The organism is Leekyejoonella antrihumi (assembly GCF_007845645.1).
Lineage (GTDB): Bacteria > Actinomycetota > Actinomycetes > Actinomycetales > Dermatophilaceae > Leekyejoonella > Leekyejoonella antrihumi.
Genome location: NZ_VCQV01000039.1, coordinates 12243 through 25045, shown reverse-complemented (window position 1 = coordinate 25045; position 12803 = coordinate 12243). Strand labels below are relative to the sequence as shown.

General features: G+C 68.3%; 10 protein-coding genes. All 10 read left to right on the top strand.

Features of this window, described 5'->3' with window-relative positions; translation table 11 throughout:
* The first annotated feature begins 78 nt into the window (after positions 1 to 78).
* The 10 genes from hisI to FGL98_RS20725 all read left to right on the top strand — a co-directional run bounded on the left by hisI (position 79) and on the right by FGL98_RS20725 (position 12788).
* The gene (gene hisI, locus FGL98_RS20770; RefSeq protein WP_246136673.1) at positions 79 to 453 is read left to right on the top strand and encodes a phosphoribosyl-AMP cyclohydrolase; all 375 of its coding nucleotides are present in this window, start codon (positions 79 to 81) and stop codon (positions 451 to 453) included.
* Positions 450 to 2012 carry an anthranilate synthase component I gene (locus tag FGL98_RS20765; protein WP_146320093.1) on the top strand — a complete coding sequence of 521 codons (1563 nt, stop codon included), beginning with the start codon at positions 450 to 452 and terminating at the stop codon, positions 2010 to 2012. Before hisI ends, FGL98_RS20765 begins: the two co-directional genes overlap by 4 nt.
* Complete coding sequence (locus FGL98_RS20760) at positions 2009 to 2578, top strand: Trp biosynthesis-associated membrane protein (RefSeq protein ID WP_146320091.1); 570 nt, start codon at positions 2009 to 2011, stop codon at positions 2576 to 2578. The genes FGL98_RS20765 and FGL98_RS20760 overlap by 4 nt, the downstream gene beginning before the upstream one ends.
* 50 nt (positions 2579 to 2628) lie before the next feature.
* A complete protein-coding gene (locus FGL98_RS20755) occupies positions 2629 to 2907 on the top strand; it encodes an HGxxPAAW family protein (protein ID WP_146320089.1) in 279 nt (92 codons plus the stop codon).
* Positions 2908 to 2934: 27 nt separating this feature from the next.
* The gene (trpC, locus tag FGL98_RS20750; RefSeq protein WP_146320087.1) at positions 2935 to 3750 is read left to right on the top strand and encodes an indole-3-glycerol phosphate synthase TrpC; all 816 of its coding nucleotides are present in this window, start codon (positions 2935 to 2937) and stop codon (positions 3748 to 3750) included.
* The gene (gene trpB, locus FGL98_RS20745) at positions 3747 to 4967 is read left to right on the top strand and encodes a tryptophan synthase subunit beta (protein WP_146320085.1); all 1221 of its coding nucleotides are present in this window, start codon (positions 3747 to 3749) and stop codon (positions 4965 to 4967) included. Before trpC ends, trpB begins: the two co-directional genes overlap by 4 nt.
* Positions 4964 to 5758: a tryptophan synthase subunit alpha gene (gene trpA / locus FGL98_RS20740; RefSeq protein WP_146320082.1), complete on the top strand. Its 795-nt coding sequence runs from the start codon at positions 4964 to 4966 to the stop codon at positions 5756 to 5758. Before trpB ends, trpA begins: the two co-directional genes overlap by 4 nt.
* Complete coding sequence (lgt, locus tag FGL98_RS20735; RefSeq protein WP_146320080.1) at positions 5755 to 6645, top strand: prolipoprotein diacylglyceryl transferase; 891 nt, start codon at positions 5755 to 5757, stop codon at positions 6643 to 6645. The genes trpA and lgt overlap by 4 nt, the downstream gene beginning before the upstream one ends.
* A gap of 154 nt (positions 6646 to 6799) precedes the next feature.
* The gene (gltB, locus tag FGL98_RS20730) at positions 6800 to 11338 is read left to right on the top strand and encodes a glutamate synthase large subunit (protein ID WP_146320127.1); all 4539 of its coding nucleotides are present in this window, start codon (positions 6800 to 6802) and stop codon (positions 11336 to 11338) included.
* Positions 11331 to 12788 carry a glutamate synthase subunit beta gene (locus tag FGL98_RS20725; protein WP_146320078.1) on the top strand — a complete coding sequence of 486 codons (1458 nt, stop codon included), beginning with the start codon at positions 11331 to 11333 and terminating at the stop codon, positions 12786 to 12788. Before gltB ends, FGL98_RS20725 begins: the two co-directional genes overlap by 8 nt.
* The last annotated feature ends 15 nt before the right edge of the window (positions 12789 to 12803 follow it).

The window sequence follows — 12803 nt, the reverse complement described above, 5'->3', positions numbered from 1 at the left end:
GCGCATGACAGCCTGTGGTGTCGCCGGCAGGGGTGGCCGTGCAGGATCCGCTCCGACAGCACCGGCACAATGGTCTTCGTGAACGACGTAACGAGCCCTCTGCCAGCCGACGTCGCGAGCCGCCTGCGCCGTGACTCCGCCGGACTGGTCGCGGCGATAGTGCAGCAGTTCGACACCGATGAGGTGCTGATGCTCGGGTGGATGGACGACGAAGCGCTGCAACGGACCCTGACCACGGGTCGGGTGACCTTCTGGTCCCGCAGTCGTCAGGAGTACTGGCGCAAGGGCGACACCTCGGGCCACGTGCAGCACGTCAAGAGTGTGGCGGTCGACTGCGACGGCGATGCCCTGCTGGTGCGGGTCGACCAGGTGGGTGCCGCCTGCCACACCGGTGAGCGCACCTGCTTCTTCACCCCGTTCGACGTCACCGTGCCCGAGGGGGCCGACTCATGACGGCGGCAGCGTCCAGCACCACCGGCGGCGCGTATGCCGATCTGACCTGGGGGCGGACCTGGCCCTCGCTGCCGGTGTTTGCCGAGCTGGCCCGGGAACGGCGGGTGATCCCCGTCGTGCGCCGACTGCTGGCCGACGCGGAGACTCCCCTGGGCGTCTACCGCAAGCTGGCGGCCGACCGGCCCGGCACGTTTCTGCTCGAGTCGGCCGAGCACGGTGGGGTCTGGTCCCGCTACTCGATCGTCGGCGCGGCAAGCCACGCGACGCTGACCGAGAAGGACGGTGCGGCCTACTGGATCGGAGAACCCCCCGTCGGTGTGCCGACCGGAGGGGACCCGACCCAGGCACTGCGGGACACGGTGTCCGCGCTGGCGACCGCCCGCATCCCGGGCCTGCCGCCGCTGACCGGTGGCATGGTCGGGGCCGTGACGTATGACGCGGTGCGGCGCTGGGAGCGGCTTCCCGCGACCAGCCGTGATGAGCTGCACCTGCCGGAGGTCGCGATGATGCTGGCCACCGATCTCGCCGTGCTCGACCACACCGACGGCTCGCTGTTCCTGATCGCCAACGCTGTCAACTACGACGACACCGACCACCGGGTGGAACAGGCGTGGGCCGACGCGGTGCAACGCCTCGACCGAATGCAGGCGCAACTGGCCGAGCCGGCGCCGAGCACGGTCGCCGTCCCCGAGCCGGTCGAGCTCACCCCGGACAGCACCCACACTCGCGGCGAGTACCACGACATGGTGGAGGCCTGTAAGGACGCGATCCGGGCCGGTGAGGCCTTCCAGATTGTGGTGTCCCAACGGTTCCGTGTGCCGTGCGACGCGGACGCACTGGATGTCTATCGCGCGCTGCGCGCATCGAACCCGAGCCCCTACATGTATCTGCTGAGGTTCCCGCACCCGGATGGATCCACCTACGACGTGGTCGGATCGAGTCCGGAGGCGCTGGTCAAGGTGACCGGGCGGGGAGTCATCACCCACCCGATCGCCGGTTCCCGGCCACGTGGCAAGTCCCCCGAGGAGGACCAGCGACTGGCCGACGAGCTGGCCGCGGATCCGAAGGAGCGGGCGGAGCATCTGATGCTCGTCGACCTGTCACGCAACGACCTGCAACGGGTCTGCCGTCCGGGCACCGTGGACACCGTGGAGTTCATGAAGGTGCGCCCCTACAGCCACATCATGCACCTCGAGTCGACGGTGACCGGGCAGCTGCAGCCGGGTCTCACGGCCTACGACGTCCTGGTCGCGACCTTCCCGGCCGGCACCCTGTCGGGCGCACCGAAGACGCGCGCCATGTCGATCATCGACACGCTGGAGGGCACCCGCCGCGGGATTTATGGCGGTGTGGTCGGCTATCTCGACTTCGCCGGCGACCTCGACATGGCCATCGCCATCCGCACGGCCGTGATCAAGGACGGCCAGGCCTACGTGCAGGCGGGGGCCGGGATCGTTGCCGACTCCGTCCCGGAGAGCGAGTATCAGGAGACGATCGCGAAGGCGGCCGCGGTGCTGCGCGCCGTCTGCGTGGCGACCGGAATGAGGCAGATCGGATGACGTCCAAGCGCAATGTGCTGCTGCTCGGAGCCCTCGGAGTGCTGCTGATCCTGGTGGCGAGCTCCCGCACCTGGGTGAACGGGACCGTCGGCGACGCCGTCCTGCAGAACGCCCAGCTGAGTGTCAGCGGCTCGAAGGCGTCGCCGGCGGGCGTTGCCGCGGCCCTCGTCGGAGCGGCGGCGATCGTCGTCGCGGTGACCACCGGCCGGGTCGCCCGCTGGGTCGCGGCGGTCCTTGCCCTACTGTCCGGTTTGCTCGCGCTCGGCGGTGCCATCTGGCTGGTGCAGAACCCGTCAGCTGCGGTGCGGAGCCGGGCCGCGAGCGTGACCGGCCGCACCGGGCACGTTGCGGTGCACACCAGCCTGACCTTCTGGGTCTGGATCGGGGTGTTCGGGGGCGTGCTGCTCACCATGGCCGGCGCCCTGTGCATCGCGGGCGTCCGGCAGTGGAGCGGACTGTCCAGCGCGTATGACGCGCCGGCTACCGCCAAGGTGGCAAGGGTGTCGGACTGGGACCGTCTCAGCGTCGGTGATGACCCGACGGCTGACGACGATGACGAAGCCTGACACAATGTCGCCTGTAACGAACCCACTGGCTCACGAAGGAGCTCCATTCCATGGCTGAATCGCACGATGATCACGGTCACAGCGTTGCTGCCTGGACGGCCGTCGCGACGATCATTGTGGCCGCTGTGCTGATCGCGATCGGTGTGGCATGGGGCCTGCCCGCGTTCTGGATTCCGGGGATCGTCCTGGTCGTCCTTGGTATGGCTGCCGGCAAGATCCTGGCCATGGCCGGATTCGGTTCCGAGCCGATCGCTGCTCCGCCGGCCCCCCAGCACGGCCCATCCGACGATGATGGGCCACGTTCCACTCCGCAGACGGCGAGCAACTAGGTCACGGTCGACAGGTAGCCTGCGTAGGTGTCAACTGTCCTCGAAGAAATCGTTGCCGGTGTCCGTGAGGACCTCGCAGCACGGCAGCAGACCACCAGTCTGGCAACGCTGACGCAGCGCGCCGCCGCGCAGCCACCGGCCCTCGACGCGCGGGCCGCCCTGGCCGCTGACGGCCCGATCCGGGTCATCGCCGAGGTCAAGCGGCGAAGCCCCAGTAAGGGCGACCTGGCCGCCATCGCCGACCCCGCCGCACTGGCGGCCGACTATGCGGCCGGCGGGGCGACGGCGATCTCCGTGCTGACCGAGGCACGACGATTCGGTGGCAGCCTGGCCGACCTCGACGCGGTACGCGAGCGGGTCCGCATACCGGTGCTGCGCAAGGACTTCATGATCGGCGAGTACCAGATCACCGAGGCACGTGCGCACGGCGCCGACATCATCCTGCTGATCGTCGCCGCACTGGACGACGTGCTCCTCAAGGACCTTTACCAGCAGGCGAGCCAGCTCGGGATGACCGCCCTGATCGAGGTGCACAACGAGGCCGAGATCGACCGTGCCGCAGCGATCGACGCCCAGGTGATGGGCGTCAACGCGCGCAACCTGAAGACCCTTGAGGTGGACCGCGGGACCTTCGCTCGCCTCGCGCCCCGTGTGCCGCCGGGGTGCGTGCGCGTCGCCGAGTCCGGGGTGCGTGGCCCCGCCGATGTCGCGGAGTATGCCGCGTGCGGAGCGGACGCCGTGCTGGTCGGCGAGGCGCTGGTGACCGGTGGCACCCCCGCGCAGGCGGTCGGCGAGCTGATCAATGCTGCCGGCGCGGCCCAAAGGACAGGTGAGGTGAAGTGACCGAGCAGTCGAACACCCGGATCGGACGCTTCGGTGCCTTCGGCGGACGGTATGTCCCCGAGGCGCTGGTAGCCGCCCTGGAAGAGCTGGACGAGCACCGGTTGAAGGCGCAGCAGGATCCCGGCTTCATGGGGGAACTGCAGCGACTGCACCGCACCTACACCGGCCGCCCGAGCATCATCACCGAGGTCCCCCGCTTCGCCGAGTACTGCGGTGGCGCGCGGGTCATCCTCAAGCGGGAGGACCTCAACCACACCGGCTCGCACAAGATCAACAACGTGCTCGGGCAGGCCCTGCTGACCAAGCGCATGGGCAAGACCCGGGTGATCGCCGAAACCGGCGCCGGTCAGCACGGGGTGGCCACCGCGACGGCGGCCGCCCTGATGGGGCTGGACTGCGTGATCTACATGGGCCGCGTCGACACCGAGCGCCAGTCCCTCAACGTGGCGCGGATGCGGCTGCTCGGGGCGAAGGTGGTGCCCGTCGACCACGGTTCACGCACCCTCAAGGATGCAGTGAACGAGGCATTCCGTGACTGGGTCGCCAACGTCGCCACGACGCACTACGTGCTCGGCACGGTCACGGGGCCCTATCCCTTCCCGGAGATGGTCCGCAACTTCCATCGGATCATCGGCGTCGAGGCACGTCAGCAGATGCTCGATGAGATCGGCCGCCTGCCGGACGCCATCTGCGCCTGTGTCGGTGGCGGCTCCAATGCGATGGGGATCTTCCACCGGTTCATCGACGACGCCGACGTGCGCCTGATCGGGCTCGAGGGCGGCGGCGAGGGTGTCGAGTCCGGCCGTCACGCCTCACGGTTCAGCGGGCAGGCCACTCCCGGGGTGCTGCACGGCGCCTACACCTATGTGCTGCAGGACGACGAGGGGCAGACGATCGAGTCGCACTCGGTGTCGGCCGGACTGGACTACCCCAGTGTCGGACCAGAGCACGCCCAGCTGCATGACAGCGGCCGCGCGGAGTACTACCCGATCAAGGATGACGAGGCCATGGAGGCCCTGCGGCTGCTGTCGCAGACCGAAGGAATTCTGCCGGCGATCGAGAGCGCCCACGCGCTGGCCGGCGCCATGAGGATTGGCCGCGAGCTCGGGCCCGGCGGTGTGGTGCTGGTGAGCCTGTCGGGTCGGGGCGACAAGGATGTCGACGCGGCGGCCCGCTGGTTCGGCCTACTCGATGAGGACGGGGGTGACCCCGCATGACCCGTGTCAGTGAGGTCCTGAGGGCGACGAAGGCCGAGGGGCGAGCCGCGCTCATCGGCTATCTGCCCGTCGGGTTTCCCAGCGTCGGCGAGTCGATCGACGCGATGACGGCGATGGTGGAAGCCGGTGTCGACATCGTCGAGATCGGCATGCCGTACTCCGACCCCCTCATGGACGGCCCCGTCATCCAGACGGCCGCCACCCGTGCGTTGGCAGCCGGGGTCCACATTCGCGACGTCTTCACGGCGGCTCGCGCGGTCACAAAGGCCGGCGCCGCCGCCGTGATCATGACCTACTGGAACCCGGTGCTGCGCTACGGCGTCGACCGATTCGCCGCCGACCTCGTCGACAGTGGTGCATCCGGGCTGATCACGCCGGACCTCGTTCCGGACGAGGCGCAGGACTGGATCGCGGCGAGCGACAAGCATGACCTCGACCGCATCTTCCTGGTGGCCCCGAGCAGCACCCCGGACCGGCTGGTGAGCACGACCGCCGCAACCCGTGGCTTCGTGTATGCCGCGTCGTTGATGGGCGTGACCGGCGCGCGAGAGTCCGTGGGCGAGCAGGCAGCGATCCTTGTCGAGCGCACCCGAGCCGTGACCGGCCTACCGATCTGTGTCGGCCTCGGGGTGTCGACCCCCGAGCAGGCCGAGCAGGTCGCCTCGTTCGCCGACGGCGTGATTGTCGGCTCGGTCCTGGTGCGGCAGCTGCTCGACCGCACCGACCCGCAGGACGGTCTGAGCCGGATCCGCGAGCTGGCGGGCGCATTGCGGCGAGGCATGAACCGGTGACGGCGGCACTCGCCGGTTACATTCCGAGCCCCACCGCGGGCGTGCTGTGGCTCGGCCCGATCCCGATCCGCGGCTACGCGCTGTGCATCCTGGCCGGCATCTGCGTGGCCATCTGGGTCTGTGGCCGCCGCCTGGCCGATCGTGGTGCTCGGACCGAGGATGCCCTGACCGTTGCCTGGTGGGCGGTGCCGTTCGGCATCGTCGGTGGGCGCATCTACAACGTCATCACGACCCCGCAGCCCTACTTCGGCAAGGGCGGCGACCCCTGGGATGCGTTCGCGATCTGGCATGGCGGGCTGGGGATCTGGGGCGCGGTTGCACTGGGCGCACTCGGCGCCTGGATCGGGTGTCGCCGCAACAACATCGCCTTCCTCGACTTCGCCGACGCGGCCGCGCCCGGTGTCGTGCTCGCGCAGGCCATGGGGCGCTGGGGCAACTACTTCAACAACGAGTTGTACGGTCGCCCAACGAACGTGCCGTGGGCGCTGAAGATCTACCAGTGGGATGAGCCCGCCGGCCATGCCGTCCACAATGCCGCCGGCCAGCCGGTCGTGCAGGGCCTGTTTCAGCCCACCTTCTTGTATGCATCGCTCTGGTGCCTGATCGTCGCCATCATCGTGCTCGCCGTGGACCGGCACCGGATGCTGGGCCGTGGGCGCTCCTTCGCGTTGTATGTGATCCTCTACCCGGTCGGCCGGATCGTCGTCGAGCTGATGCGCAGCGACTTCGCCAATCACATCCTCGGGCTGCGGGTCAACGTGTGGGTGTGCATGATCGTCTTCCTGTTCGGGGTGACCATCTTTGTCCTGACCGGGCGCCGGCACCCGGACGGCATCCGTGAGGGCCTACCGCAGCGCGAGACCGCCACGGTGGACGCCACGACCTGATCTCAGATCTCGAGATCTGAGTCCACCTTGTGAACATCAGGTGGGCTCGCTAATCTGTGCAGCACCCATGCAGGCCAATGTCGTCCCGCTGGCACGTAGACGCATGGGACATCCACTGGACGTCCCGAACGACGACGAGGACGGTGAGTGGATCATGGTTTCGGCACGCTTCTCGGCACTGCCCGCTCCGCAGGGTCTGTATGACCCGCAGAACGAGCACGATGCCTGTGGGGTGGCGATGGTCGCCACCATGCGCGGCTGGCCCGGTCACGACATCATCGACCATGCGCTGACCGCCCTGCGCAACCTGGAGCACCGAGGCGCCACCGGCGCCGACCCGGCCGTCGGTGACGGTGCGGGCATTATGACCCAGATCCCGGACGAGTTCTTCCGTGCCGTGTGCGACTTCGAGCTCCCGGGCAAGGGGCAGTATGCCGTCGGCATCGTCTTCCTGCCGGTGGACCAGGACGCCCAATGGCAGATCGGGCAGAAGGTCGACCACTACGCCTACGACGAGGGACTGCGCGTCCTCGGCTGGCGCGACCTGCCGATCGACCCCGCCCTGCTCGGTTCGGCGGCTCGCGAGGTCATGCCCGTATTCCGGCAGATCTTCGTCGCGGACGGCGAAGGGCAGGCCTGCGGGATCGAGCTGGACCGGAAGGCCTACTGCCTGCGCAAGCGTCTCGAGCACGACCTCGAGGTCTACTTCCCGTCGCTGTCCTGCCGGACGATCACCTACAAGGGCATGCTGACCACCGGCCAGCTCGAGCCGTTCTTCCCGGACCTGTCGGACCGGCGGTTCAGCAGTGAGCTCGCCCTGGTGCACTCGCGCTTCTCCACCAACACGTTCCCGTCGTGGCCGCTGGCGCACCCCTACCGCTTCATCGCGCACAACGGTGAGATCAACACGGTGCGTGGCAACCGCAACTGGATGCGGGCAAGGGAGTCCACCCTCGCCAGTGACCTGTTCCGCGGCGACCTGGACCGGCTCTTCCCGGTGTGCACGCCGGGCGCGTCCGACTCGGCAACCTTCGACGAGGCACTGGAGATCCTGCACCTCGGCGGCCGGAGTCTGCCGCATGCCGTGCTGATGATGATCCCTGAGGCGTGGGAGAACCACGCCACGATGAGTCCCGCACGTCGCGCGTTCTACGAGTACCAGGCGGCGATCATGGAGCCGTGGGACGGCCCCGCGTGCGTCGCCTTCACGGACGGCCGACTGGTCGGAGCCGTGCTCGACCGCAACGGCCTGCGACCGGGTCGGTATGCGGTCACCGACGACGGTCTGGTCGTGCTCGCCTCGGAGGCCGGGGTCCTGGACCTCGACCCCGAGCACGTGGTGCGCAAGGGTCGCCTGCAGCCAGGACGGATGTTCCTGATCGACGTCGGCGAGGGTCGCATGATCAGCGACGCCGAGATCAAGGCGCAGCTCGCCGAGGAGCAGCCCTACCGGGAGTGGCTGCACGCCGGAATCGTGAAGGTCGGCGACTTGCCCGAGCGGGAGCACGTCTGGCACACCAAGGCATCGGTCATCAGGCGCCAGCAGACCTTCGGCTACACCCACGAGGAACTGCGCATCCTGCTCGCCCCGATGGCGAGCGGTGGGGGAGAGGCGCTGGGCGCGATGGGCACGGACAGTCCGATCGCCGCGATCTCGGATCGACCGAGGCTGATCTTCGACTACTTCACCCAGCAGTTCGCCCAGGTGACCAATCCGCCGCTGGACTCGATCCGGGAGGAGCTGGTCACCTCGCTCGGCACCCTGATCGGCCCCGAGAGCAATGCGCTTGCCGTCGGACCGCAGCATGGGCGCCAGCTCGAGCTGCCATTCCCGGTGCTCGACAACGACGAACTGGCCAAGATCGTCCACATCAACGCCGACGGCAACTTCCCGGGCTGGGCCACCTACGTCATCCGTGGCACCTACAACGTCGAGGGCGGCGCGACCGCCCTGCGCGCCCGGCTGCAGGGAATCTTCGCCGAGGTGAGTCAGGCCATCGCCGACGGCTACCGCTTCATCGTGCTGTCCGACCGGGACAGCAACGCCGAGTTCGCGCCGATCCCGTCCCTGCTGCTGACCTCGGCCGTGCACCATCACCTCACCCGGGAGAAGACGCGCACCCAGGTCGGGCTGATCATCGAGGCCGGTGATGTCCGCGAGGTCCACCACATCGCGCTGCTGGTCGGCTATGGCGCCGCGGCGATCAACCCGTATCTCGCCATGGAGTCGGTCGAGGAGCTGGTGCGCAGCGGCGCGTTGCCGGACGTCACCGCCGACCAGGCCGTTCACAACCTCATTAAGGCGCTGGGGAAGGGCCTGTTGAAGGTCATGTCCAAGATGGGCATCTCGACCGTTGCTTCCTACCGTGGCGCCCAGGTCTTCGAGGCGATCGGTCTGTCGCACGAGCTGATCGACGAGTACTTCACCGGCACCGCGTCTCGCCTCGGCGGCGCCGGCCTGGATGTCATCGCCGCGGAGGTTGCGGCACGACACACCACGGCCTACCCCAAGAGCGGTCAGCGCGCCGCCCACCGCACCCTCGAGGTGGGTGGCGAGTATCAGTGGCGTCGGGAGGGCCCGCCCCACCTGTTCGACCCGGACACGGTGTTCCGGCTGCAGCACTCCACTCGTGAGCGTCGCTACGATATCTTCAAGAAGTACACCTCACGCGTCAATGACCAGGCCGAGCGTCTGATGACTCTGCGAGGACTCTTCTCGTTCAAGCAGATTCGACCGGCGGTGCCGATCGAGGAGGTCGAGTCGGCCGACGAGATCATCAAGCGCTTCTCCACCGGCGCGATGAGCTACGGCTCGATCAGCAAGGAGGCGCACGAGACGCTCGCGATCGCGATGAACCGCCTCGGCGCCCGGTCCAACACCGGTGAGGGCGGCGAGGACCTGGATCGTCTGCTCGACCCAGAGCGGTGCTCCGCCATCAAGCAGGTCGCGTCCGGCCGGTTCGGAGTGACCTCGGTCTATCTGACGCAGGCCAAGGACATCCAGATCAAGATGGCGCAGGGTGCCAAGCCCGGCGAAGGTGGGCAACTGCCTGGCAGCAAGGTCTACCCGTGGGTGGCAATGACCCGGCACTCCACGCCCGGAGTCGGTCTGATCTCCCCGCCGCCGCACCACGACATCTACTCGATCGAGGACCTGGCACAGCTGATCCACGACCTGAAGAACGCCAACCCGAGCGCACGGATCCACGTGAAGCTCGTGGCCGAGCTGGGCGTCGGCACCGTCGCAGCCGGCGTGAGCAAGGCGCACGCCGACGTGGTGCTGATCTCCGGTCACGACGGAGGCACGGGCGCCGCGCCGCTCACCTCGTTGAAGCACGCGGGCGGCCCGTGGGAGCTCGGCCTCGCCGAGACTCAGCAGACTCTGCGGCTCAACGGCCTGCGCGACCGCATCGTTGTGCAGGCCGACGGGCAGCTCAAGACCGGCCGCGACGTGATCATCGCTGCTCTCCTGGGCGCCGAGGAGTATGGGTTCGCCACTGCGCCACTGGTGGTCAGCGGATGCATCATGATGCGGGTCTGTCACCTCGACACCTGCCCGGTAGGTGTCGCCACGCAGAACCCGGAGCTGCGCAAGCGCTTCACGGGCAAGCCGGAGTTCGTCGAGACCTTCTTCGAGTACATCGCCGAAGAGGTCCGAGAGCTGCTGGCCGAGCTCGGGTTCCGGACCCTGGACGAGGCGATCGGCCAGGTCGGCGTGCTCGCAACTGACCGGGCGGTGCGCCACTGGAAGGCCAGTGGCCTCGACCTCAGCCCGATTCTCGCGGACGTCGAGGTGCCCGGGGACGCGCCGCGTCGGCAGATCATCCACCAGGACCACGGCTTGGAGAAGGCGCTGGACCAGCAGCTGATCACCATGTGTCGCGATGCCCTCGAGCACAAGTCGCCGGTGCGGGTCGAGCTGCCGGTGACGAACGTCAACCGCACGGTTGGCACGATGCTCGGCCACGAGGTCACCAAGCGCTATCCGGACGGGCTCCCGGACGACACGATCGATGTGTCTTTCACCGGATCGGCAGGACAGTCCTTCGGGGCGTTCGTGCCATCAGGAATCACCCTGCGCCTGTATGGCGAGGCGAACGACTATGTGGCCAAGGGCCTGTCGGGCGGGCGAGTTGTCGTCCGACCACTACGTGACGCGTCGCTGATCGCAGAGAAGAACGCCGTGGCGGGCAACGTCATCGGGTATGGCGCCACGAGTGGTGAGGTCTATCTGCGCGGCATCGTCGGTGAGCGCTTCTGCGTCCGCAACTCCGGTGCAACGGCCGTGGTCGAGGGCATTGGTGATCACGGGTGCGAGTACATGACCGGTGGCATCGTCATGGTGCTCGGCCGGACCGGGCGCAACTTCGGTGCCGGTATGTCGGGCGGGGTGGCCTACGTGCTGGACCTCGAGGAGGGCCAGGTCAACACGGAGCTCGTCGATGTGATGCCGCTGCGGCCGGAGGACCAGGAGGTCGTTCACGAGCTCCTCCGCAAGCACCATGAGTGGTCTGAGTCGGCCGTCGCAGCAAGGCTGCTGGACGACTGGCCGGCGGCCGCAGCACGAATCTCGCTGGTCCTGCCGCGTGCCTACCAGCGCGTCCTGGACGTGCGTGCGAAGGCCGCGGAGGAAGGACTGGACCCCGACAGCTTCCAGGTGTGGGAGCGGATCATGGAGGTGAGCCGTGGCTGACCCGCGCGGATTCTTGAAGCACCCCGACCGGCAGCTGCCGGTGCGTCGCCCTGTGCCGGTCCGCATCAAGGACTGGAAAGAGGTCTATGAGGAGCAGCAGCTCTCTGAGCTGCAGCAGCAGGCCACGCGCTGTATGGACTGCGGGATCCCCTTCTGCCACAACGGTTGTCCACTCGGCAATCTGATTCCCGAGTGGAACGATCTCACCCGGACCGGTGACTGGAAGGATGCGATCGATCGGCTGCACGCCACGAACAACTTCCCGGAGTTCACCGGTCGACTCTGCCCCGCACCCTGCGAGACCGCCTGCGTCCTGGGGATCAATCAGGATCCGGTGACGATCAAGCAGATTGAGCTGACCATTGTCGAGGAGGCATTCGGCCGACACGACGTGCACCCCCAGGTGCCGACTCGCCTGACCGGCAAGACCGTTGCGGTCGTCGGCTCGGGGCCGGCGGGCCTGGCTGCCGCGCAGCAGCTGACGCGTGCCGGACACACCGTCGCCGTGTACGAGCGGGCCGACAAGCCGGGCGGTCTGCTGCGGTACGGCATACCGGAGTTCAAGATGGAGAAGGCGATGGTCGACCGGCGCCTGGAGCAGATGACCCAGGAGGGCACTCGCTTCCGGTGCTCGACCGCCGTCGGCGAGGACATCACCGGCGAACAGCTGCGGCAGCGGTATGACGCGGTGGTGCTTGCCATCGGGTCGACGGTCCCACGCGACCTGCCGGTGACCGGGCGCGAGCTGAACGGCATCGTGCAGGCCATGGACTTCCTGCCACCGGCAAACCGCGTCGCACTCGGCGAGGAGGTGCCGGGCCAGGTGACGGCGACGGACAAGCACGTCGTCGTCATTGGTGGCGGTGACACCGGTGCCGACTGCATCGGCACGTCGCATCGGCAGGGCGCGAGGTCCGTCACCTCGCTCGAGATCCTGCCGCAGCCCGGTGAGGATCGCGCACCGGAGCACCCGTGGCCGACCTACCCGATGATCTTCCGGATCGCGAGCGCGCACGAAGAGGGCGGCGACCGCATCTACTCCGTCAGTACGAAGGAACTGGTCGGCGATGCGGACGGCAATGTCAAGGCGCTTCGACTGGTCGAGGTGTCTCGAGGCGAGGAGGGGTTCGACGAGGTGCCCGGCACCGAACGCGAGATTCCCGCCGACCTCGTGCTGCTGGCGATGGGCTTTGTCGGGCCGCAGCAGGAGGGCCTGCTCGAGCAGCTGGAGGTCGACCGGGACGAGCGGTCCAACGTGGCGCGGGACGAGCACTTCATGACGAGCGTCCCGGGAGTCTTTGTCGCCGGTGACGCCGGTCGGGGTCAGTCCCTGATCGTGTGGGCCATCGCCGAGGGGCGCTCGGCCGCCCGCGGCGTCGACGCCTACCTGATGGGTGGGTCCGAGCTGCCGGCTCCGGTCCGGCCGACGGATCGGCCACTGACCGCCTGAGGTCCGGTGTCGAGA